Source organism: Streptomyces sp. CB01373, from assembly GCF_002803075.1.
In the GTDB taxonomy this organism is placed as follows: Bacteria; Actinomycetota; Actinomycetes; order Streptomycetales; family Streptomycetaceae; genus Streptomyces.
The window spans coordinates 101,538-124,514 of the sequence record NZ_NNBK01000017.1 but is presented as its reverse complement, the minus strand read 5'-3'; the positions used below and the strand labels follow the sequence as shown (position 1 = coordinate 124,514).

Genomic DNA, 22,977 nt, shown 5'->3' with positions numbered 1-22,977 from the left:
CACACCCGCGTGTCGCGATCGCGTGCGCCGTACAGCCGAATGTCACGGATATGTGTGGGTGTTCAGCGCGTTCACGGCGGCCGCGGGGTCGCCGAGGTCGTAGCGGTCCACGGCCAGGAAGTTGGGCTTCTTGCGTGCCGCGGGCTCGCAGAACCGCCGGGCGCGGTCGGCCAGTTTGCCGTTGTCGGTCTGTGTCGTGGCGCTGCTCGTGCTGTCCCGGAAGTGGTTCATCACGAACAGCGGCCGGAAGCGCGGTTCGGTGTGCGTCAGCGGGATGTTGAGGTCGGCGCCGTACCAGCGGCTGTAGCAGGACCAGTCCGACGTGCCGAGGCCCGCGCCCATCGACCAGTAGTTCTCGACCGTCCACTCGCGCTGGTACATCACGCCGAAGCCGTCCCGGGTCAGGCCCGCCGCCTCGTCGGCCGAGCGGCTGTGGTCGGTGAGGACCAGCAGCCGGTGGTTGTCCGCGATCAGGTCGGCCATCCTGGGCCAGCCGTTGTTCCGGACGCCGGTCAGGTCGGGCCGGTAGAGCACGTCGGAAAGGCCGCGCACACGGGCGAGTTCGGCGCGCAGGACGCCCGGATCGACGTAGTCCTCCAGGAACACGGTGACGAACTGGTCGGGGTGCGATGCCAGGAAGTCCACCATGCGCTGGAGGTCCACCCACAGGGCGACCGGCCTACTGACCAGCGTGCAGCTGTTGTGGCAGAGGATCGCGCCGTCCGGGGTCTGGTGGATGTCCAGCATGAACCCGCGTACGCCGTCGGCGAGTTGCTGGTCGATGCCACGGCTCTGGTTGGGGAAGAGGTTGACGAACGGCGGGGCGAAACCGCCGTCGACCCCGTTGGCGTAGGCGTTGTGAGCGGTGAGGAACGTGACCTGGTCGAGGGTGCGTTGGTCCGCCGGCGGCATGGGCCGGGTGGCCGGTGTCACCGGCGTGAGATACCAGCGGGCCAGGTCGCCCGCGGGTCCGACGGCCAGCGGGGCGGGGTAGTTGGCGCCGGACGGCTTGGCGGCGACGGTCAGGTAGCGGTCGGCGCCGGGCGACTTGAGCGTGTACTGGTCGTCCCCGGCCGGGGCGATCTCCCAGGCCGCCTCCGCGTCGGCGCAGGCGACGGTGCGTGCCCGGTCGCCCGAGCGGCCGAGACAGGTGCCGGCCAGGTCGGCGCTCTCCAGGACGTACGACGGTCCGTTCGCCCTCAGGTTCCACTGCTGGTGGTCCTCGTCGCCCCTGGGGTTGTGCTGTTCCACGGCGCCGGCACCGGCGGCCGCCGCGGCCAGGCCGGTCGTGACGCTCTGGACGTAGTACGCCCCGGCGGCGGGAGCCTGTGCCGTGGCGTTCGCGGGAGCGGATGCGAGGGACGCCACGACGGCGGCGAGCGCCGCGGTCGTGGCGAGCAGCGCGTGGGGGGTGCGCATGGCGGTGTTGCCCTTCGTCCGGACGGTGGCCGTCGCCCCGGGGCCGCGCCCCGGCGGCCGATGACACCGTCGGCCAGGATGGTCAGGGGCATGACACCACGGGGGACGGCCGGACGTCAGCGGAACCGGTCGGCGCCCGGCGGGAGTTCGAGAATCCGCGAAGCGCGGCCGCACCCCCGCGAGGCCGGACGGAGCCGGTTCTCGCGCGCACGCGCCGGTGGTACCGGGCACCTGTGGGGGCGGCCGCGGTGGGGGGTGCGGGCACTCAACCGCACTGGTCTGTACCGGTCAAGGGTGTAGACCAGCCGGATGGCCACTGCGCCCGGTGTCAGTCCCCGGCCGGGTGCAGGAACGGCCGCACCTCGATGGGGAGGGTGGTGGCCCGGCTCGCCTTCCGGCCCCACTCCACGGCCGCGTCCAGATCGGGCGCCATGATGAGGCACAGACCGCCCAGGTACTCGGCACCCTGGGTGTAGGGACCGTCGGTGACGCGTACCTCACCGTCCCCGGGGCGCAGCACGACGGCGGTCTCCGGGCCGTGCAGCCCGCCGGCGAAGACCCAGGCGCCCGCCTCGCGCAGCTCCTGGTGGAACCCCTCGACCTCGCGCATGATCCGCGCCAGCGCCTCGGCCGCGGGCGGCTCGCCCTCGGCCGGCTGAATCACGCTGAGCAGGTAGTACTTCATGATTCTCCTTGACGTCGTGCCGTCGTCCCACCTCTCGCTCGAACGGTGGGCCCCGCACCGGCACCTCGCCGACGGCCTCGGCCAGATCCCTTCCCCGGCCGCCACGGCACGGCAGCGGGGGCCACGCGATCGGCCCATTCGCGGCGCGGCAGCCACGGCCACGCGATCGGCCCACGGAAAGCGCCGTGCCCGCATCCACGAGGGCCGTCCCGGTGGAAGTGATCCGGAGACGCACACGGCACCTACGCACGAGGGACCGAGGCCTATGAACAGTGAGGACACGGGCGACGGCCCGCGCTGCCTGGTGACGGGCGCCACGGGGTACATCGGCGGCCGGCTGGTCCCGGAACTGCTCGACGCCGGCAACCGGGTGCGCTGCCTGGCCCGCTCCCCGGGCAAGCTGCGCGACCATCCCTGGGCGGCGCGTACGGAGGTGGTGCGGGGCGACGTCACCGACCCTGAGTCGGTCGCCGCGGCCCTGCGGGACGTCGACGTCGCCTACTACCTGGTGCACGCCCTGGGCACCGGCAAGGACTTCGAGGAGACCGACCGCCGGGCCGCGCGCGTCTTCGGGGAACGGGCCCGGGCCGCGGGCGTGCGGCGGATCGTCTACCTCGGCGGCCTGACCCCGGCCGGTGTGCCGGAGCGGGAGCTGTCCCCGCATCTGCGCTCGCGCGCGGAGGTCGGCCGCATCCTGCTGGCCTCGGGGGTGCCGACCACCGTCCTGCGCGCCGCCGTCATCATCGGCTCGGGATCCGCCTCCTTCGAGATGCTGCGCTACCTCACCGAGCGCCTGCCCGTGATGGTCACTCCCAGCTGGGTGGGCACCCGCATCCAGCCGATCGCCGTGCGCGACGTCCTGCGCGTCCTGGTGGCCGGCGCGCGGATGCCCGACGACGTGAACCGGGCCTTCGACATCGGCGGGCCGGACGTCCTGACGTACCGGGACATGATGCTGCGGTACGCGGCGGTGGCGGGCCTGCCCCGACGGGTGATCGTCCCCGTCCCGGTCCTCACCCCCCGTCTGTCCAGCCACTGGATCGGCCTGGTCACCCCCGTGCCCGCGGCCATCGCGCGCCCGCTCGCCGAGTCGCTGCGCCACGAGGTCGTCTGCCGGGAGCACGACATCCTGCGGTACGTGCCCGACCCGCCCGGTCATCCGATCGGCTTCGACGAGGCCGTACGGCTGGCACTGCAACGGGTCCGCGAGGCGCAGGTGACGACCCGGTGGTCGTCCGCCTCGGTGCCGGGCGCGCCCAGCGATCCCCTGCCCACCGACCCCGACTGGGCCGGCGGCAGCCTCTACACGGACCGGCGGGAACGCACGGTGGACGCGCCGCCCGAGGCCCTGTGGCGGGTCGTCGAAGGCATCGGCGGCGACCACGGCTGGTACTCCTTCCCCCTCGCCTGGGCGCTGCGCGGCGGGCTCGACCGGCTGGCGGGCGGGGTCGGGCTGCGCCGGGGGCGCCGTGACGCGCAGCGGCTGCGGGCGGGTGACTCGCTCGACTTCTGGCGCGTGGAGGAGATCGAACCGGGACGGCTGCTCCGGCTGCGGGCCGAGATGCGGCTGCCGGGCCTGGCCTGGCTGGAGATGCGCGTCGGCACCGACGCCGAGGGCCGCACGCTGTACCGCCAGCGCGCGGTGTTCCATCCGCACGGGCTGCTGGGGCACGCCTACTGGTGGAGCGTCTCGCCCTTCCACGCGGTCGTGTTCGGCGGGATGGCCCGCAACATCGCCGGGGCGGCGGCCGAGCAGGCCCGGCTCACCCGTTCGGGGGAACGCACCTCCGTCCGCTGACGCCCGCATCCGCCGGACGCCCCGCGCGGGAAGCAATCCGGAGCGCCCAGCGCGTCCGCAGTGATCCGGGGCGACCGGAGCGTCCCGGACCGTCCGGAGCGGTCCGTCCAGCCTTCCCCGTCCCGTCCCCTCCACGGAGACCCCACGATGAACGTCTCGGTCGTCCTGTTCACCGCCGACCTGCGGGTGCACGACCATCCGCCGCTGCGCGCCGCTCTCGACGGCTCCCGGCACGTCGTCCCGCTGTTCGTGCGCGACCCGGCGGTGGACGGGGCCGGATTCGCCGCCCCGAACCGGCTGGCGTTCCTCGCCGACTGCCTGCACGACCTCGACGCGGCACTGCGCCGGCGCGGCGGCAGGCTTGTCGTCCGCAGCGGCGACCCCGTCGAGCGGGTGTGTCAGGTGGCCCGCGAGGCCGACGCCGACGAGGTCCACCTGGCGGCCGACGTCAGCCGCTTCGCCCACCACCGCGAGGAGCGGCTGCGGCGCGCCCTGGCGGCGGACGGGCGCAGGCTGCACGTGCACGACACGGTGACCACGGCCGTCGCCCCCGGCACGCTGACGCCGTCCTCCTCGGACCACTTCGCCGTCTTCACGCCCTACTTCCGGCAGTGGTCGCGGCAGGGGCTGCGCGCTCCGCTGGGCGCGCCCCGCACGGTCCGCGTCCCGGACGGCGTCGTCTCCGGTGAGCTGCCCTCCCGGCCGCCCGCCGCGGACCTGTCGGCGGCCCTCGCGCCGGGCGGCGAGACGGAGGGCCGCAGGCGGCTGGCGGCCTGGCTGCGCTCGGGTGTCGCCGCCTACGAGGAGCGCCATGACGACCTGGCCGGCGACGCCACGTCCCGGCTCTCGCCCCATCTGCACTTCGGCACCCTCTCCCCGCTCGAACTCGTGCACCGGGCGCGCGGCGCGGGCGGTCCGGGCGCGGAGGCCTTCGTACGGCAGCTCGCCTGGCGCGACTTCCACCGCCAGGTGCTCGCGGCGCGGCCCGCGGCGGCGAGTGCCGACTACCGAACCAAGCACGACCGGTGGCGGTCCGAGCGGTCCGCGCGCGAGGACGTCGAGGCGTGGCGCCGGGGCCGCACCGGCTATCCGATCATCGACGCGGCCATGCGCCAGTTGCTGCACGAGGGCTGGATGCACAACCGGGGCCGTCTGCTGACCGCGAGCTTCCTCACCAAGACCCTGTACGTCGACTGGCGGGTGGGTGCGCGGCACTTCCTGCGGTACCTGGTCGACGGCGACCTCGCCAACAACCAGCTCAACTGGCAGTGGATGGCGGGCACCGGCACGGACACCCGGCCCAACCGGGTGCTCAACCCCGTCACCCAGGCCAAGCGGTACGACCCCGACGGCACGTTCGTACGCCGCTGGGTGCCTGAGCTCTCCGGGCTGGACGGGCCGGCCGTGCACGAGCCGTGGAAGCTCCAGGGAGCGGCCCGGGCCGCCCTCGACTACCCGGACCCGGTGGTGGAACTGTCCGACGGGCTGGCCCGCTTCAAACGCGCCCGCGACCGCGGCTGAGGAGCCGCGCTCGGCGCCCTGGGAAAAACGGTGCGGAAGCGATGCGAGTTGAGGGGAGCGGCCGGCGATCACACGATGGTGGTACGGGGGCGTGCCCCGGGGAGCCGTCACAGGAGCCGTCGTCATGACACCGGAAGACCTCGCGCGTGGCCTCGTGGCGGGCGACGACGCCTGCCTCGCCGCCGTCTACCACCGCTGGTCGGCGCTGGTGCACACGCTGGCCTGGCGGTCCCTGGGAGACGCCAAGGAGGCGGAGGACGTGACCCAGCAGGTCTTCCTGGGCGTCTGGCGGGGCAGGCACGGCTACCGGCCCGAGCGCGGCCCGCTCGCCGGGTGGATCGTCGGCATCACCCGGCGCAGGATCGCCGACGCGCTGGCCGCCCGGACCCGTCGCGGGGAGCTGGTCGCCGCCGCCGGGTCGGCCCTGGGCTCCGCCGATCCGGCCGACGGCCGGCCGGAGGCCGCCCTCGACCGCGTCCTGGTCGGGTACGAGCTGGACCGGCTCCCGGCGGCCCAGCGCCGTGTGCTGCGGCTGGCCTTCTTCGAGGACCTCACCCAGACCCAGATCGCGGCGCGCACCGGCTGGCCGCTGGGCACCGTCAAGAGCCACTCCCGCCGGGGCCTGCACGAGCTGCGGCGCCGCCTCCAGCAGCAGGCGTGCGGTGAGGAGCCGTACGCCATGCCACGGGGGACCTGAGAAGGGACGGTGCCGGGCGGGGCGGCGGAACCCGACCGGTGTGGCTCCGGTTCCAGCGGGAATGCGAAAGGGCGCGGGGGTCACGACGCAGAGGGGCGGAAGATGGAGATCACGGGCATCATCAGTGCCATCGTCATCGGCTTGATCATTGGTGTCCTGGGACGGCTCGTCGTTCCCGGACGCCAGCACATAGGCGTTCTCTGGACGATCCTCATCGGCATCGTGGCCGCGCTGGTCGGCGCGGCGATCGCCTCGGCGCTGGGCGTCGCGGACACCAAGGGCGTCGACTGGATCGAATGGCTCATCCAGATCGCCCTCGCCGCGCTGGGTGTGTCGATGCTGGACCGGGCGAAGGCAGGGCACCGCTGAGCCCGGCGGCCCCGCTTGGACCGCCGGGCTCAGGACCTCTCTAGGGCTCGTACACGTACGGCGTCGTGGTGGTCAGGGCGGTGAAGCCGAGGCGTTCGAGGATGGGGCGGCTGCGGCTGGAGGCGTCGACCTGGAGGTAGCGGCAGCCACGGTCGGCGGCGACACGGGCGCGGTGGGCGACGAGGGCGCGGTAGACGCCACGGCCCCGCCAGCCCTCGAGGGTGCCACCGCCCCACAGGCCCGCGAACCCCGTCCTGGGCAGCAGCTCCATCCGGGCCGCGCTCACCGGCACGTCACCGGCGAGGGCGACGACGGCGACCAGCGTGTCCGGTTCGGCGGCGAGCCCGGCGAGCAGGCGGTGGCGCAGACGGAAGCCGTCCCTACCGAACACCTGCTCGTGCACGCCGACCAGCAGATCGACACCCGCCTCGTCGGTGACCGTGCGCAGGCGCACGCCCTCGGGCGGCTCGGTACCGAGGTCCAGCTCGGCGATCTCGGCGACCATCAGCGTCTCCTGCGGCTCGGCCGCGAAGCCGGCGGCCAGGAGGCGCCGGCCGAGGTCCGCGGGCTGGTCGTGCCCGTACACCTTCCACTCGAAGGCGAGGCTGGACTCGCCGTAGCGGGCTGTCTGCTCGGCGATCGCGGCGTCCGCGGAGGACTCGTCCAGGTCCGACCACAGCACGCCGTTCCAGTCCTGGGCCGAGCCGATCTGGCGCACCACCTTCCCGGCGCGCTCCACGCGTGAGCCGGAACCGTCGGGTTCGGCGCCTTCGCGCAGGTCCCGGTCGTACAGGGCGAGTACCGCAGCGTGATCCATACGCCAACTGGACCAAAGCGCGGACGTCCTCGGCAACAGGTTTTCGGTGCGGGGTCCGCGGCCGTCGGGCCCGCACCGCGGCGGAGGCCCACCGGACACGTGTCCGGTGGGCCTCCGCCGCGGGCGCGGATCCGTCAGCGAAGCGCGGCGGGCCGGAAACGCCGGTACAGGACCGCTCCGCCGAGCACCAGGGCCGCGCCCGCGGCCATCACCGGCGCGGTCTGGTCCGCGCCGGTGTGGGCGAGCGACACCTGCGTCCGGGGCACGGACACGGGCCGGGGATGCGTCACGTGCCGCGGCACCGGCTGCGGCAAGGACCGCACGGGCGGCGGAGGCGTCGGGGTGACGTGGTCGCCCGGCGTGTTCGTGGACGTGTTGCCGGAGGCCGGGTTGCCGATGCCCACCACGTTCACGCTGTTGCCGCTGACATTCACCGGAACGTGCACCGGCAACTGGATGGTGTTGCCGGAGACCACCCCGGGGGAGTCGTGCGTGGTGGCCTGTGCCACCGCACCGTCGGTCGTCGGCGTCCGATCCCTCCCGGCGGACGCGTTGGCGCACCGGTTGCCCGCCGCGGGGTTGAGAAGCCCCACCACGTCCACGGTGTTCCCGCACACGTTGATCGGAACGTCCACCGGCAGCTGGACGGTGTTTCCGGAGAGCACACCGGGCGAGCCGGCCGCGGCACCCTCCGCCACGGCGCCGCCGTCCGCCGCGAAGGCGGACACCGGCATCGCCATCGCCATCGCGCCGGAGGCGGCGGCCACGGCGATCACACTGTTCCGCGTGACCCGTTTCATAGGTTTCCTGCCTTCCAGACATGGTCGCGGGCGCTCACCCGCACCCCGTAAAACGCTGGTGAAAGGTTCAGGGTTATGGCCTGCCGCCCTTTCACCCCTTCGGGGGGCCTGTTATCGAACGGCGCGCGAAGCCGCCGACGCGGGGGCGGTGGGCCCTGCGGGCGGTACCCGTGCGGCGGCCCGCGCCCTCTGGGAGGCGGCGGCCGGACGGTCCGCCTAGGGTGAGCCGAGGCCTGTTCCCGGTCCGCGGCGGAACGTTGCTGGAGGCGCCCATGCCGGCCAAGCTGTCGACGCGGCGCGCGGCCCGGCGCGGCGCGTGCTTCGGGGCCGTCACGCTCGTCCTCCTCGGCGCGGGACTGCCCGCGAAGGACGACGGCGGCTCGCCGAGCGGCCTGAGCCGGTTCTACCGCCAGAAGGTGGCCTGGTCGGCGTGCGAGGCGGGCGCCCCGAAGGACATGCAGTGCGGCAGGGTCACCGTTCCCCTCGACTACGCGCACCCCGGCGCGGGCACCCTCGCCCTCGCCCTGGCCCGCTACCGGGCCACCGGCCCCTCCCGGGGCTCGGTGCTGCTCAACTTCGGCGGTCCCGGCGTCGCGGGCGTGCCCCGGCTGACCACCGACGGCAAGCGGTTCCTGGACCTGACCAACGGCTACGACGTGGTCTCCTTCGACCCGCGGGGCGTCGGCCGGTCCTCTCCGGTCGGCTGTGGCCTGGGCACCGACGACCGGGCCACACGGGCGATCGGCGGGAACGGGGACCTCGGCGACCCGAAGGTCGCCCGCGAGAAACTCACGGCCTGGCAGCGAACGGCCGCCGAGTGCGCCCGGCGCTCGGGCCCGGTCCAGGCGCACATGGGCACCGTCGACGCGGCCCGGGACCTGGACGTGATGCGTCAGGCACTCGGCGACGACCGGCTCGACTACCTGGGCTTCTCATACGGCACCCGGCTCGGCGCCGTATACGCGGCGCTGTTCCCCGGCAGGGTCGGCCGGATGGCCCTCGACGGAGTCGACACGCTGACCGAGCCGCCGGCGCGGCAGGGGCTGGTCGCCGCCGAGGCGCAGCAGACGGCGCTCGACCACTTCCTCGACTGGTGTGTGCGGGACATCGCCTGCCCGTGGGGCGACGACCGCCGCGCGGCCGGCGACCAGGTCGTACGGCTCGTCCGCTCGCTCGACGAGAACCCGGTGCCGAACGGGGCCGGCGGGAAGCTGACCGGCCAGGACCTCGCCCGGGCGATCGGGCAGGCGCTCTACAGCAAGCGGTTGTGGCCCTCGCTGGAACGGGCGATCGCCTCCCTGGTGGAGGACGGCGACACACACGGTGTCGAGGCCTTCTCCGCCGGTGGCGGCACCCTGCCGGGACGGCGGAGCGCGCCGCGTCCGGCGGACGGTGGGCTGGTCGGCTCGGGCGAGATCCCGCCGGACAACCAGCCCGCCGCGACCCTGGCGGTCAACTGCGCCGACGATCCCGACCGGCCCGGCGCCGCTCGGCTCACCGGGGACCTCGGCCGGCTGAGCGCGGAGTACCGGCGGGCCTCGCCGGTCTTCGGCCGCGCCCGGCTCAACGAGCTGCTGATGTGCTACGGCCGCCCCAAGGGCACCGACTTCATCCGCGAGAAGGTGAAGAACGTCGACACGGCGAGGATGCTGCTGGTGGGCACCCGCGGCGACCCGGCGACCCCGTACCGCTGGACGCTGGAGACGGCGCGGCGGCTCGGCTCGTCCGCCGTGGTGCTCGACAACCGGGCCGACGGGCACACCGGGTACCTGTCCTCCCGGTGCGTGCACAGGAAGGTGAACGACTTCCTGCTGTACGGCACCCTGCCGGCCGACGGCAGCTCCTGCGGCGCGGACCGGGAGCCCGACGCGAGCGGCTGACCGGTCGGCGGGTCGTACGGCCGGCCGGGGTCAGGCGGTGACGATCTGCGGCTGGTACATGTCCAGCCAGACGGCCAGGTCGAGGGTCCGCTCCAGACCGCGCCGCGCCGCCTGGTTGCCGCCCAGATCGGTGTCGCTGTGCGCGAGGCGGCGCAGCCTTTCCGGGTCCACGAGGTCGAAGACCGGGTGCCCCGGCCGGCCGAGCAGGTCCTTGGCGTGCTCCTGGAGGGCGAGGGCGTACTTGGGGTCCTGAGTGGACGGGTACGGGCTCTTGACCCTGTCGTACACGGACTTGGGCAGCAGGTCCGCGGTCGCCTCCCGCAGCAGGCTCTTCTCCCGGCCGTCGAAGGACTTCAGGGCCCAGGGAGCGTTGTAGACGTACTCGACCAGGCGGTGGTCGCAGTAGGGGACGCGGACCTCCAGGCCGACCGCCATGCTCATCCGGTCCTTGCGGTCGAGCAGGGCCCGGACGAAGCGGGTCAGATGGAGGTGGCAGATCTGGCGCATCCGGAACTCGAAGTCGCTCTCGCCGTCGAGGCGGCTGACGGCGCCGATGGCGGTGCGGTAGCCGTCGGCGACGTAGGCGCGCAGGTCGAGGGTGCGGGCGAGGTCGGGGCGCAGGACACCGGCGTCGTCGCCGAAGTCGCGCAGGAATCGCACCAGCCAGGGGAAGGTGTCGGCGCGGCGCGCCTCCTCGTCGAAGAAGTGCTGGTAGCCGCCGAAGACCTCGTCGGCGGACTCGCCGGACAGGGCGACGGTGGAGTGGTCCCGGATGCTGCGGAAGAGCAGGTACAGGGAGGAGTCCATGTCGCCGAAGCCCATCGGCAGGTCGCGGGCGCGGACCACCTTGCGGCGGATCTCCGGGTCGGCCAGGGTGTCCGCGTCGAGCACGATGTCCTGGTGGTCGGTGTCGGAGGCGCGCGCCACGTCGTGCACGAACGGTGTGTCGGGGGTGGCGCGCAGGTCGTCGGCGACGAAGTGGTCGGTCTGCCCGGCGAAGTCGACGGCGAAGCTGCGCACCTTCTCGCCCTGCTCGGCCAGCCGGCGGGCGGCCAGCGCGGTCATGGCGGAGGAGTCGAGGCCGCCGGAGAGCAGGGTGCAGCGGGGCACGTCGGCGACGAGCTGGCGCCGCACGATGTCGTCCAGCAGGGTGCGCACCGTGGCGACGGTGGTGTCGCGGTCATCGGGGTGGGGCAGGGTCCGCAGCCGCCAGTACGTGCGGGTGCGCAGGCCGTCGCGGCCGACGGTGACGACGGTTCCGGGCTCGACCTCGTGCATGCCGTCCCAGACGGCGTGGCCCGGGGTCTTGACGAAGGTGAACAGCTCACGCAGCCCGTCCAGGGTGACCCGGGGGCGGACCATGGGGTGGGCGAGGATCGCCTTGGGCTCGGAACCGAAGAGGACGCCGTCGGGCGTGGGCCGGTAGTAGAAGGGCTTGATGCCCATCCGGTCGCGGATCATGACGAGCTCGCCGCGGCGGCCGTCCCAGATCGCGAAGGCGTACATGCCGTTGAGGCGCTCGGCCACCTCGTCGCCCCACTCCAGGTAGCCGCGCAGGACGACCTCGGTGTCGGAGTCGGTGGCGAAGCGGTGGCCGCGGGCGTCCAGTTCGGCGCGCAGCTCGGTGAAGTTGTAGGCCTCGCCGGAGTAGACGAGGGCCACCGTGCCGTCCGGTGTGCCGGCGGTCATCGGCTGGCGGCCGCCGGGCAGGTCGATGATCGCGAGCCTGCGGTGTCCCAGGGCCGCGGGCCCCTCGGCCCAGGTGCCGCGGTCGTCGGGGCCTCGGCAGGCCATCGTCTCGGTCATGGCGCGCAGGGTCGCGTCCTCGGCCCTCAGGTCACGGTCGTAGGAGACCCAGCCGGTGATGCCGCACATCCGCTACCTCCCGCCCTCCGGCCCGCCGGAGAACCAGTTGCATGGAGCACCTATATGTCGAGCGTGTGCCACCGGGGCGGTGGCGGTCAACGCGGGCTTCACCCGGATGCCGTCACGACCCGCTGGTTCCGGCCGCGCTTTGCTCCCGGAACAGCGCGGAAAGGGCCCCGCACCTGGGGCGCGGCAGTGGGAACCGGCCAAGGGCAAAGACTTATCCATGTCCGCGGGGTCCGCGGGGTCCGCGGGGTCCGCGGGGTCCGCGGGCTCCTCCGACGCCGGCCGCACCGGGCCGGTGCGGCCGGCGGCCCGGACGGTCTCGGGCGGGCGCGCCGCGGGGCGTGCCGGGCCTCCGCGGCCGTAGCAGCGAATGCGCCCGAGCGCCAGCCGAGTTGCCCCGAATGCCTGATGCGCGAATCGGACCTATCGTGCTGTCATGGAGCACGAGCTGAGTCCCTCGATCCTCGCCGAGCTGCGGCGTCCGCGCCCCTACCCCGCGGTCTCGGTGCTGACGCCGACGCACCGCCGCGAGCCCGACAACGCACAGGATCCGGTCCGGCTGCGCAATGTCGTGGCCGAGGCCAAGCGGCAGCTTGAGGCCAACCCGCAGGTCGGCCGGGAGCAACGCCACGACGTCTTCCGGCAGCTCGACCAAGCCCTCGCGGAGGTGGACCTGACGTACGCCGAGGACGGGCTGGTGATCTTCGCCGCCCCGGGCGAGCACCAGGTGTGGTCGCTGGCCCGCGCCGTTCCTGAGCGCGTGGTCCTCTCGGACACCTTCCTGACCCGCAACCTGGTCTCCGCGCGGACCGCCGAGCGCCCGTTCTGGGTCCTGTCCGTCTCCGCGGACCGCGTGACGCTGTGGAGCGGCGGCGTCGACCGGGTCACGGAGGACCACACCGGCGGCTTCCCGCTGACCAGGAAGCTCGTCGAGAACTTCGACGCCGAACGCCGGATGCAGATCGGCGACGAGCCGAGCACGTTCCGCGACCAGAGCACCCGCCAGTTCCTGCGGGAGGCGGACAGTGCGATGAGCACGGTCCTGCGCGAGCATCCACGCCGGGTGTACATCACGGGCGAGCCGGCCGCGCTGTCCGCGCTGGAGGAGGTCGGCAGCGTCGCCCAGTGCGCGGTGTCCGTCCAGCACGGCGGTCTGGCGCACGCCACCCCCGAAGCGGTGTGGCGGGCGATCGGGCCCGTGCGGGACGAGAGGACGCGGGGCGACACGGAGGCGGTGGCGCGCGAACTGGAGGCGGCCCGCGGACGCAAGGAGTACGCGGCCGGTGTCGACGAGGTCTGGCAGACCGCGCGGGAGGGCCGCGTCCGGCTGCTGGCCGTCGAGGAGAACTACCGCGTGACGATGCGCGACTCCGCCGGCGGGCATCTGGTTCCGGCCGGGAGCGAGGAACCGGGAGCCCGTGAGGACATCGTGGACGAGATCGTCGAGCAGTGCCTGGAGACGGGCGCCGACGTGCGCTTCGTCCCCGACGGCACCCTCGGCGACGCGCAGGGGATCGCCGGAGTGCTGCGCTACTGAGGCCCGGCGCCGGGCGCCCGCGGTGGCGCCCGGCGGCGAGGGGTGGCCGGCTCAGACGGTGCCGAAGATCGTGCTCAGGCCGTGGTCGACGGCCGCGGTGAGGTCCTCCTGCCCCGGGGCGACCACGGCGTAGCTGCGCAGCAGGAAGCGGTGCAGCGCCGGGGTGTCGAACTGGAGCAGGGCCAGACCCGAGGGCGAGTGCAGCTCCAGCACCGTACGGGACCCTCCGCACGGCCACAGGTGCACGTCCCCGGCGCCGGCCTGGCCCTCGATGCCCTCCTCCAGCAGGACGCGGGCGAAGGTCCATGAGACCGCCTCGCCGTCGAGGGAGACCTCGGGCGGGAAGTCCATGTGCACGGCCAGCGGGTCGGTGGACACGTAGCGCAGTACGGCGGGTACGGAGACTTCCCGTCCTTCCGCGGTGATCAGACGGGCGCGGGCGGTCTGTTCGAGGGTGGTGTCCATGGTCGGTCTCCCCTGTGAGTCGTCAGGTCGGCCGGTTGTGCCGTTGTCCTTGGGAGTGCGCTGGAGCCGTTCGCATTACGCCGGACAGCCCACCAATTCATGTGAGCTGCGTCACTCTGCCGTTGATCGGCCGTGAGCGGCTCGCAATAAGGGAACAGACGGCCGTAGAACACACGCTTGAGCGTCCGCGCACCGCCTCCGGCCGACCGTCAAATCGCGTACCTCGTCTACGCCTCGGCCACCGGTGCGGCTACACAGAAAGTGCCGGTCAGCCGCCCTGGGGAGACTGTGGCATATGCCAGGTGCACCCTCGCGTCGCGTCTTGCCAAATCCCTTACAGGGCGCCGTCGGCTGTGCCACAGTCGTAGCGCCCCCTCCAGCCGCCCCGGCCGAACCGTCCCCGCATCGGAGTGCGCCATGCCGCCCCATGTCTCCGCGGACCGCTCCCCCGCCCAGCCACCCGGGGGCGGCCCGGTCGACGCGCTGATATCGCAGGCGCGCCGGCTCAGGGGCGGGATGGACGCCGTACGGCGGGACGCGCAGGGCGACGCATCGGATCCGCGGGGCCGGTGGGAGCGTGCGCTGTGCGATCTGGCGATGCGTCAACTCAATGATCTGGACACGCACTTGGCGCAGTTGCGCGACGGCCCGCCACCGGTGCCCGCCGCACCCTCCGCCGCCCCGCGCGGCTCGCTCCTCAGCCGTGTCGGCAGCGCCGAGTGGAACCTGCTGACGGACGAGGCCGCCTGGTCGGGCGAGCTGTTCCGGATCCTCGGCCGCGACCCGGCCGTTCCCCCGCTCACCCTCGACGAACTGCCCTCCGTGGTGCTGGACGAGGACCGGCCCCGGCTGACCGCCATGGTCACCGACTGCCTGGTCGACGCCAAGCCGATCGACGGGGAGTTCCGCATCGTGCGGCCGGACGGAGCCGTCCGCGCGGTGCACATGATGGGCGAGCCCGTGCTCGACGCCGACGGCGGCACCGCCTCGATGTGGGCGGTGCTGCGGGACGTCAGCGAACTGCGGCTCAGTCAGTCGGCCGTGCGCGAGACCCGTGACTCGCTGCACCGCCACCGGCATCGCGCGCAGACCGGGCACCGGCTCGCGGTCGAGCCGCAGGAGGCCGCGCTCCCCCCGTGGCGTGGCTTCCTGCGGCTCCCGCACCGGGGCCGCCCAGGGCTCGACCTGGCCGCCCACCACCTGCCGTCCTCCACCGGCACCCCGGCCGGGTTCGACTGGTACGACGCGATGGGGCTGCCCGACGGCGACACCCTGCTCGGTGCCGGGAGACTCACCGGCCGCGGGCCGGACGCGACCACGGGCGCGGCGATGCTGCTGGGCGCCCTGCGCGGCATGGCCATGGCGGGGGCCCGGCCGGAACAGCTGATGACCTGGCTCGACCAGTTGCTGGACGCCACCGGGCAGCCGGCCGCCGGCAGCGCCGTCTGCTGCCGGTACCGGCCCGCCACCCGCACCCTGACCTGGGCGCAGGCAGGACACCCCGCCCCGCTGCTGTTCCGCGGCGGGACGGGGCGGATGCTGGACGCCCCGGACGGCGTCCGGCTCGGCACCGCTTCCGGAGCCTCCTACGGGCAGGCCGAGGAGATCCTGGAGCCGGGCGACCTGCTCCTGCTGCACACCGAGACACCGGCGCCCCGGTGCGGGTCCCCGCGCGCCGGCACGGCCGGGCGTGAGGGACGAACGGCCACCGCGGCAGACCGCCTGCTCGGCCTGGCCCCGCGGTTCATCGCGGCGCGCGGCGCGCAGGAGTGCGTACGGACGGTCGTGGAGGAGTTCGCCGGAACCGGGCGCGAGGACGACGCCTGTGTGCTGGTCGCCCGGGTGACCTCGTAACCCGCGTACGGGACCGGAACCCTACGCCGGCGCGCTCCCGGATTTCCTGCCCTTCGGCCCCGGCAGCGCCAGCCGGATCTCCTCCCTCAGCTCGCCGACCTTCGGATAGGTGGCGTACTCGGCGGTGAGCCGGTACATCTCGCGCAGCCGGTCCCAGGTGCGCCGGGAGGAGTTCGAGCCCATCGCCATCAGGGCCAACCGCGCGTACCGGTCCGCCTGTTCGGGGTCGTCCGCGATGAAGCAGGCGGAGGCCATGGACAGATGGTCGAAGATCTTCGACCGCTCGCGTCCGTCGACCCGCAGGGCCAGGGCCTTCTCCGCGTAGTGCTGGGCGTGCACGGCCGCGTCCGGGTCGTGCTCGGCCAGCGTGCGGTAGGCGAGCGCCTGCATGCCGTACAGGTCCTCGTCCTTGAAGGTCTGCATCCAGTCGAGCGGCTCCGCGTCGCCGGTGTCGGAGACGAAGAGGTCCTCCGCCCGTCCGAGGGTGCGGCGCATCGCCTGGCCCTTGCCCATCGAGGCCTGCGCCCAGGCCTCGATGGTGTGGAACATGGCCTTGGTGCGCGGCTGGAGGCGGTCGCCCGCGCCGGAGTGGGCGAGCTTCATCAGGTTCAGCGCGTCGTCGGGCCTGCCCAGGTGCACCATCTGGCGTGCCGCGCGGGACAGTGCCTCCCCGGCGCGCGGCCGGTCGCCGCCCTCCCTCGCGGCGTGGGCGGCGATGACGAAGTACTTCTGGGCGGTGGGTTCCAGGCCGACGTCGTGGGACATCCAGCCGGCGAGGACGGAGAGGTTGGCGGCGACGCCCCACAGGCGCCGCTGGAGGTGGGGTGGGTGGTGGTAGGCGAGCATGCCGCCCACCTCGTTGAGCTGGCCGACCACCGCCTTGCGTTGCAGCCCGCCGCCGCGGGCGGCGTCCCAGGCCCGGAACACCTCCACCGAGCGTTCGAGTTCCTCGATCTCCTGCGACCCGATGGGGGCGGCGTCGTAGCGGTCGTACCCGGCGGGGTCGGCGTGCAGGGGATGGTCGAGGGCGGGGGTGTCGGCCTTGAGTGTCGGATCGGATTGCAGCCAGTCGTGCATGGCGCTGCTGATTGCGGAGCCCGCGGCGAGCGCGGCGCCCGCGCCCACCAAGCCGCGTCGGTTGAGCATGAGGTCCATTCCCGTGAATTCGGTGAGGACCGCGGCGGTGCGCTCGGGCGCCCACGGCATTCCGTCGGGATGTTCCTCGCTCCCGTCGCCCTGCCGTTTCCCTGTACGCCCGTGCCGCACCAGACCGAGGTCCTCAATGGTCACGACACGGCCGAGACGCTCGGTGAACAGGGCCGCCAGCACCCGTGGCACCGGATCGCGCGGGATCTCTCCCATGTCGATCCAGCGCCGCACCCGGGAGGTGTCGGTCGCCAGCTGGGGGTGGCCCATGGCCGCCGCCTGCCGGTTGACCAGCCTCGCGAGTTCCCCCTTGGACCAGCCGGCCAGGCCGAACAGGTCCGCGAGACGGGTGTTGGGTTGTCCTGTCACGTCAAGCCCCCAGGTACTCGGCTGAGTTGACAGTAGACCCGCCGCGACTTGCCGGGCGACTATTCGCCAGGGTTCGCCAGGGTGCGCCACATGGTGTGCCAGTGCGCGCCGGGTGTCAGGTAGGAAAGCGCCACCCCGACCCGGTCGCCGAGGGACATTCCCCAGGGTGCACCCGGGCGTCCGGGCCGGGAGGCGCTGAAGCAGCAGGCACACGAAGGGATCGGTCCCGCCACATGTACGCAGCATCGTCCTCCGTGTCCGCCCCGCCCCGGTCGCTGCGTCCCCGTCCGGGCGTCGGCGGCCCCTACCTCGACCCCCTGCGTCCGGCGGCCCCCGCGCTCGGTGCCGGCCGGACGCGGCACGCCGTGGGGCCCGGCACGCAACCGCTGAGCGGGAGACTCGACTTGTCCGGCCCTCAGGGCGCGCAACTGCGCACCGCGATCGCCTCGGTGCACCGGATCTGCCCGGAGTTCGCTCCGGTGCAGGTGCTGCGCCGCAGCGGGCGGTCCGTGCTCCTGGTCGGCACGATCGGGCGCGGCACCGCTGTCGCCAAGTGTTTACTCGACCACTCCCCCGCGTGGGCGGAGCGCTACCGGCACGAAATAGCCGCATACCGCTCGTTCGTCCGGCACCGGCCACCGGTCCGTGTGCCCCGGCTGATCGCGGCGGACCCGGACAACTGCACGCTGGTGATCGAGCGGACGCCGGGACGGGTGGCCGCGCTGCAGCGGCACCCGGTGGAGGCCCCGCCGCGGGCGGACATCGGGGCGGCCCTGGGCGCGATCTGCAGGCTGAACGCCTGGCGGCCCCCTGCGGGCACGTTCGACGCCCCGCTGGACTACGCCGCCCGCATCTCCCGGTACCACGAGCTGGGTCTGCTCACCGACCGGGATCTGGGTGACCTGCAGAAGCTGCTGCACGGCATCGCGCACGCCGCCGGCCGGCAGGGCATGGGCCAGTTCTGCCACGGCGACGCCCTGCTCGCCAACGTCCTGCTCTCCCCGGCCGGTCCCGTACTGGTGGACTGGGAGCACGCGGGCTGGTACCTGCCGGGCTACGACCTGGCGACACTGTGGTCGGTGCTCGGGGACGCGCCGCTCGCGCGGCGGCAGATCAGCCAGCTCGCCCAGTCGGCGGGCCCGGCCTCGCGGGACGCGTTTCTGGTGAATCTGATGCTCGTGCTCACCCGGGAGATCCGCACGTACGAGACGGCCGTGCAGCGTTCCCTGCACGACACTGCCCCGGCGGCACCGGGTACGGCCCACCCGGGTGCCGTACCGTCCGGCGAGGAACAGCGTCTGCTGCTGCGGCGGCTCCACGACGACTGCCAGCTGGCCCGCCGGGCCGTGCGCGCGGCGGTCGGCACCCGCTGACAGGGACGACGGTCCGCGGCGCACCCCGCATCGGGTGCCCGCGGACCTTTGTCGTGCCCGCCCTTGCCCGGCTCTCGTGCGGCTCCTTCCGAGTTCGTCGCGCTCGGGAGTTCACCTCTTTCGGATCACCTCTTTCGGAGCAGTGGCCGTAGGAGCCATTGGTGTAAGCCACTGACGCCGCGCAGGCCTCGGGCGTGCCGTGGCGAAACTCGCCGAGATGCTGCTTGACATGGGAAATCGCCTTGCTGTGCGCATGATTGACGGATCGTCGGGCAGCCGGTACCACTGATCCACGCCGGCCCCGCACGCCCCGCTACGCCCGAGCGCCCCAGGAGGCTGCATTGCGAGGATCCGCCACCACCGACCCCAGAACCATGCCGGGACGCAGGAGCGCGCGCACCGCGGCGGGAGTCGTCGCCTCGGCCGCGCTGCTGCTGCCGCTGCTCGGCGGCACCCCGTCCGCGGGCGCCGCCACGGACGACACCGGCCGGTTGCAGCGGGCGTTCGCGTCCGCGTCCACCGAGTACCACGTGCCGCTCAGCGTTCTGCTGGGCGTGTCCTATCTGCAGTCGCGCTGGGACGGGCACGGCGGCGCCCCGAGCGTGACCGGCGGCTACGGTCCGATGCACCTGACCGACGCGCGCACCGCGCTCGCCTCGGCCCCGCACCACACCGAGGGCTCGGAGGACGCGCGCGGTGACGACGCGCGGGCCGCCCTGCACCCCGAGGCGGAAGTGCCGTCGGACTCGGCCCTGCCCGCCCGGCTGAAGACGCTGCCCCGGGCGGCAGGGCTGACCGGGATCCCCGCCGAACGGCTGCGTGAGGACGAGTCGGCGAACATCGCGGGCGGCGCGGCCCTGCTGGCGGCCGCCCAGAAGAAGCTCGGCGAACCGCTGAGCGGGGATCCGGCCGACTGGTACGGCGCGGTGGCCCGCTACTCCGGCGCGGACGACAGCGCGACGGCGGCGGCCTACGCCGACGACGTGTACAACGTGATCCGCTCCGGTGAGCGGCGCACCACCGACTCGGGGCAGCGGATCGTCCTGGCCGCGCGGCCCGGCATCGCTCCCCGCAAGGCCCAGCTGACGCGGGCGGCCCTGCCCCCTGCCTCGGCGGCGGGCACGGAGTGCCCGGCCTCGGTGGCCTGCGAGTGGGTTCCGGCGCCGTACGAGGAGTTCGGCGGGGACGACTACGGCAACCACGACCTGGGCGACCGGCCCAAGGCGCAGTCCATCCGGTACATCGTCATCCACGACACGGAGGGCAACTGGGACGGCGTCCTCAACCTGATCCAGGACCCCACCTACGTGTCCTGGAACTACACGCTGCGCTCCACCGACGGGCACATCGCCCAGCATGTGAAGGCCAAGGACGTCGCCTGGCACGCGGGCAACTGGTACATCAACGCCAAGTCGATCGGCCTGGAGCACGAGGGCTTCCTCGCCTCGCCGGACGCCTGGTACACGGAGGCGATGTACCGGTCCTCGGCGCGGCTGGTGAAGTACCTCGCGCGCAAGTACGACATCCCGCTGGACCGGCAGCACATCCTCGGCCACGACACCGTGCCGGCGACGACCACGCCGAACATCCCGGGCATGCACACCGACCCGGGCCCGTACTGGGACTGGCGGCACTACTTCAAGCTGCTCGGCCACCCCTTCCAGCCGTCCGCGGGCAAGAAGGGCGGCCTGGTGACCATCCGCCCCGACTACGCGGCCAACCGGCCCGAGTACACGGGCTGCGTCACCAGCGGCAAGCCGTGCGCGGCGCACGGCTCCAGCGAGGTGCGGCTGTACTCGCAGCCCGACACCTCCTCGCCGCTGATCAAGGACATCGGTCTGAGGCCGGACGGCGGCCCGTCGACGACCGACGTGAACGACGTGGCCTCGCGGGTGGAGACCGGGCAGCAGTACGCGGTCGCCGACCGGCAGGGCGACTGGACGGCGATCTGGTACCTGGGCCAGAAGGCCTGGTTCCAGAACCCGGCGAAGAAGCCGACGGCGGTGAACGCGGCGGGCACGGTGGTGACGCCCAAGGCGGGGCTGGACAGCGTGCCGGTGTACGGGAGGGCCTACCCGGAGGAGGGGGCCTACCCGGCGGGCGTGCCCGTCCAGGCGGTGTCGCCGCTGCCGTACAAGCTGCTCGCGGGACAGAGGTACGTGGTGGGCGATCTGCTGCCGGGTGAGTACTACTACTCGGCCACCTTCACCACGGACTCGCACCGGGTGGTGGTCGGCAAGGACATGTACTACGAGGTCCAGTTCGGCCACCGGGTGGCGTTCGTGCGGGCCGCGGACGTGCAGGTGGAACGCTCGTCCCGGTAGCGGGCCGACAGCGTACGAGGACGAAGAGGGTACGAGGACGACGTGAGGGGCCGGTCCCGTGGGGGCCGGCCCTTTCGCGCGGCGGGTCAGCCCTGCTGGAACAGCTCGGCGGGCAGCGGCTTGAGCAGGGCGTACAGGTCGTCGGTGATCGGCCGGTCCCAGGCGGCGATGGTGACCAGGACGCCGTCGCTGCGGTCGAACTGCACGCAGGAGATACGGCTCTCGGAGAGCCTCAGCCGCCGCACGATCAGGAGGTTGTCGCCCTGGAGCACCGGCATGTCCTCGCTGCCGACGACGGTGACCTCCTCGTCGTTCTCCAGGGCCAGCAGGAGCTGCGCCACCTCGAAGGGGACCTCGCCCTCGGCGACCTCACGGGCCGCCGAGCCCTCGGGCAGGTTGCCGATGATCATCGCGGTGCCGCGGCCGCCGAACAGGTCGTAGCGCAGGAACACGCCCTGGCAGGTGCCGTCGGGCGCGGGCAGCAGACCGGCGCCCAGGTTGCCGGGCCAGTCGCCCGGATCCATGGCCAGGACGTCGAAGTCGGGCCCGGCGGGCGTGGCGTGGCGGCGGCGGAGGAACGACATGCCGCCATGGTACGTGCCCCGCCCGGCCCGGCGGCGTGAGGGAGGCCACCGACCGGGGGTGGAATCACCCGGTGCCCGGGTGCGTGGCGGTCCGTCCGGTGCGCCGGGGGGAGCCCGGCGCACCGGCCCGACCGGCGTGGGTGAGAAGCGCCGCACGACCGGGTGAGGAGTGCGGGGGCAGCGGAGTGACCGGCGTCACTCCTCCGGCGGTGACGGAGGGATCACCGCGACGGGGCCGGCCGCGTGCAGAAGGACGGCCTGGGTGACCGAGCCCATCATGCGGGCCGGTGACAGCAGGCGCCGGCGGTGGCGGCCGACCACGACGAGCTCGGCGTCGCGGGAGGCGGCGACCAGCAGGCCGGCCGCGTCGCCGGGCGCCACGTGGGGCTCGGCGGGCACGTCGGGGTGGCGGGTGCGGTGCGGGGCGAGGACGTCCTCGGTCAGGGTTCGGGTCTCGTTCTCCACGGCGTCCTGGTCGACCATGAGCGTGGTGACCTCCGCCGGGGCCACCCAGGCCGGAGGCGGCCACGGGTAGGCGGCGACCACCTGGAGCCGGGCCCCGCGCCGGGCGGCCTCCGTGAAGGCGAAGTCGAGCACGGCGTCGTCGGGGCTGTCGGCATTGACGCCGACGACCACCCGCGGCCCCGGGCCGGCCGCCGTCTCGCCGTGCCCCTCGCGGCCGGGCCGCGGCACCACGACGACCGGGCAGTCGGCGTCGCGGGCCGCGGCCAGGCTGCTGGAGCCGAGGAGCAGACTGGCGAAGCCGCCGCGCCCCCGTGAGCCAAGCACCAACAGCTGGGCTTCGGCACCCAGTTCGGGCAGCAGCGCGCCCGGAAGGCCGTCCAGACCGGCGAACTCGACCTCCGTACCGGAGGCGCGTTCCCCCAGATGGGCGCGTGCCTGGTCGAGCACCGGATCGCCGTCGTCGCCGGGCGGTCCGGCGACGAGGATGTCGGGCTGGGCCAGGGCCGCGTACTGCCGGACATGGACCGCGCGCAGGGGCGCGTCGCGCCGCCGGGCGGCGTCGAGGGCCCAGTCCAGGGCGCGCAGGCTGTCGTCGGAGCCGTCGACGGCGGCGACGACCGGTGGGGTGCTCATGAGTTCCTCTCCTCCGAACGGAGACCTCCCCGCGGACCCGGCGTCGCTCGGCCGCCGGCCCCGGCGGGGCTTTCAAGGTCCCCTGTCCCCGGACGCGAGGGAAACACCCCTGATCCGCGTCCGGTCAGGTGAGGTTGAACTCCCCGTGCCGTGCCCCTGACATGAACGCCCCCCACTCGGCGGGGGTGAAGATCAGGAAGGGGCTTTCCGGGCGGCCGCCGTTGCGCATCGCGATGAAACCCTCGACGAAGGCGATCTGGACATCTCCCAGGCCGCCGCTGCTGGACTGCCACTGCGCGCTACTGAGATCCAGTTCCGGCTTGTCCCATCCCGCGAGCGGGTGCTGCTGGACAGTGCTCTCGGCCACGT

19 protein-coding genes are annotated in these 22,977 nt (G+C 73.5%); 9 read left to right on the top strand and 10 right to left on the bottom strand.

Going from position 1 to position 22,977, the window contains the following annotated elements; all coding sequences use genetic code 11:
• Positions 1–42: 42 nt before the first annotated feature.
• Positions 43–1,419 carry an RICIN domain-containing protein gene (locus CG719_RS26685; RefSeq protein WP_100571236.1) on the bottom strand — a complete coding sequence of 459 codons (1,377 nt, stop codon included), beginning with the start codon at positions 1,417–1,419 and terminating at the stop codon, positions 43–45.
• A 328-nt stretch (positions 1,420–1,747) separates the two neighbouring features.
• Positions 1,748–2,104 (bottom strand): YciI family protein, encoded by a 357-nt coding sequence (locus CG719_RS26680; RefSeq protein WP_100571235.1) that lies wholly within the window; start codon positions 2,102–2,104, stop codon positions 1,748–1,750.
• 265 nt (positions 2,105–2,369) lie between these two features.
• Here CG719_RS26680 and CG719_RS26675 point away from each other — a divergent pair, with 265 nt between their 5' ends.
• The 4 genes from CG719_RS26675 (at position 2,370) to CG719_RS26660 (ending at position 6,489) form a co-directional block, all read left to right on the top strand.
• Complete coding sequence (locus CG719_RS26675; RefSeq protein WP_100571234.1) at positions 2,370–3,902, top strand: SDR family oxidoreductase; 1,533 nt, start codon at positions 2,370–2,372, stop codon at positions 3,900–3,902.
• Positions 3,903–4,049: 147 nt separating this feature from the next.
• On the top strand, positions 4,050–5,423 hold the full coding sequence (locus tag CG719_RS26670) for a cryptochrome/photolyase family protein (protein ID WP_100571233.1): 1,374 nt from the start codon (positions 4,050–4,052) through the stop codon (positions 5,421–5,423).
• Between the two features lie 124 nt (positions 5,424–5,547).
• The gene (locus tag CG719_RS26665) at positions 5,548–6,120 is read left to right on the top strand and encodes a sigma-70 family RNA polymerase sigma factor (RefSeq protein WP_100571232.1); all 573 of its coding nucleotides are present in this window, start codon (positions 5,548–5,550) and stop codon (positions 6,118–6,120) included.
• Positions 6,121–6,222: 102 nt separating this feature from the next.
• Positions 6,223–6,489: a GlsB/YeaQ/YmgE family stress response membrane protein gene (locus CG719_RS26660; protein WP_100571231.1), complete on the top strand. Its 267-nt coding sequence runs from the start codon at positions 6,223–6,225 to the stop codon at positions 6,487–6,489.
• Positions 6,490–6,529: 40 nt separating this feature from the next.
• On the opposite strand, the gene CG719_RS26655 is transcribed toward CG719_RS26660, so the two are convergent.
• Together CG719_RS26655 and CG719_RS37435 are read right to left on the bottom strand one after the other, a co-directional pair.
• Positions 6,530–7,306 (bottom strand): GNAT family N-acetyltransferase, encoded by a 777-nt coding sequence (locus tag CG719_RS26655; RefSeq protein ID WP_100571230.1) that lies wholly within the window; start codon positions 7,304–7,306, stop codon positions 6,530–6,532.
• Between the two features lie 134 nt (positions 7,307–7,440).
• Positions 7,441–8,106 carry a chaplin family protein gene (locus CG719_RS37435; RefSeq protein WP_100571229.1) on the bottom strand — a complete coding sequence of 222 codons (666 nt, stop codon included), beginning with the start codon at positions 8,104–8,106 and terminating at the stop codon, positions 7,441–7,443.
• Between the two features lie 272 nt (positions 8,107–8,378).
• Here CG719_RS37435 and CG719_RS26645 point away from each other — a divergent pair, with 272 nt between their 5' ends.
• Positions 8,379–9,986, top strand: coding sequence for an alpha/beta hydrolase (locus CG719_RS26645; protein WP_100571228.1), 1,608 nt, complete (start codon positions 8,379–8,381; stop codon positions 9,984–9,986).
• 30 nt (positions 9,987–10,016) lie between these two features.
• Here CG719_RS26645 and asnB read toward each other — a convergent pair whose 3' ends face one another.
• Complete coding sequence (gene asnB / locus CG719_RS26640) at positions 10,017–11,861, bottom strand: asparagine synthase (glutamine-hydrolyzing) (protein ID WP_100571227.1); 1,845 nt, start codon at positions 11,859–11,861, stop codon at positions 10,017–10,019.
• A gap of 433 nt (positions 11,862–12,294) precedes the next feature.
• Between asnB and CG719_RS26635 the strand changes: the two genes are divergently transcribed.
• On the top strand, positions 12,295–13,395 hold the full coding sequence (locus CG719_RS26635; protein ID WP_100571226.1) for a baeRF3 domain-containing protein: 1,101 nt from the start codon (positions 12,295–12,297) through the stop codon (positions 13,393–13,395).
• 51 nt (positions 13,396–13,446) lie between these two features.
• Here CG719_RS26635 and CG719_RS26630 read toward each other — a convergent pair whose 3' ends face one another.
• Entirely contained in the window at positions 13,447–13,860 is a 414-nt protein-coding gene (locus tag CG719_RS26630) for an SsgA family sporulation/cell division regulator (protein ID WP_100571225.1), read from the bottom strand.
• A 417-nt stretch (positions 13,861–14,277) separates the two neighbouring features.
• Between CG719_RS26630 and CG719_RS26625 the strand changes: the two genes are divergently transcribed.
• Positions 14,278–15,714, top strand: coding sequence for a PP2C family protein-serine/threonine phosphatase (locus tag CG719_RS26625; RefSeq protein WP_100571224.1), 1,437 nt, complete (start codon positions 14,278–14,280; stop codon positions 15,712–15,714).
• A 21-nt stretch (positions 15,715–15,735) separates the two neighbouring features.
• Here CG719_RS26625 and CG719_RS26620 read toward each other — a convergent pair whose 3' ends face one another.
• On the bottom strand, positions 15,736–17,229 hold the full coding sequence (locus CG719_RS26620) for a DNA-binding protein NsdB (protein ID WP_100571223.1): 1,494 nt from the start codon (positions 17,227–17,229) through the stop codon (positions 15,736–15,738).
• Between the two features lie 233 nt (positions 17,230–17,462).
• Between CG719_RS26620 and CG719_RS26615 the strand changes: the two genes are divergently transcribed.
• Positions 17,463–18,602, top strand: a complete 1,140-nt coding sequence (locus tag CG719_RS26615) for an aminoglycoside phosphotransferase family protein (protein ID WP_100571222.1) — start codon at positions 17,463–17,465, stop codon at positions 18,600–18,602.
• A gap of 341 nt (positions 18,603–18,943) precedes the next feature.
• The gene (locus tag CG719_RS26610) at positions 18,944–20,926 is read left to right on the top strand and encodes an N-acetylmuramoyl-L-alanine amidase (protein WP_199836787.1); all 1,983 of its coding nucleotides are present in this window, start codon (positions 18,944–18,946) and stop codon (positions 20,924–20,926) included.
• An 86-nt stretch (positions 20,927–21,012) separates the two neighbouring features.
• Here the strand turns inward: CG719_RS26610 and CG719_RS26605 are convergent, their stop codons facing one another.
• From CG719_RS26605 to CG719_RS26595, 3 genes are all read right to left on the bottom strand, one after another.
• Positions 21,013–21,510 (bottom strand): hypothetical protein, encoded by a 498-nt coding sequence (locus CG719_RS26605; protein ID WP_100571220.1) that lies wholly within the window; start codon positions 21,508–21,510, stop codon positions 21,013–21,015.
• Positions 21,511–21,705: 195 nt separating this feature from the next.
• Entirely contained in the window at positions 21,706–22,608 is a 903-nt protein-coding gene (locus tag CG719_RS26600; RefSeq protein ID WP_100571219.1) for a universal stress protein, read from the bottom strand.
• Positions 22,609–22,732: 124 nt separating this feature from the next.
• Positions 22,733–22,975 (bottom strand): DUF397 domain-containing protein, encoded by a 243-nt coding sequence (locus CG719_RS26595; RefSeq protein WP_100571218.1) that lies wholly within the window; start codon positions 22,973–22,975, stop codon positions 22,733–22,735.
• Positions 22,976–22,977 lie beyond the last annotated feature (2 nt).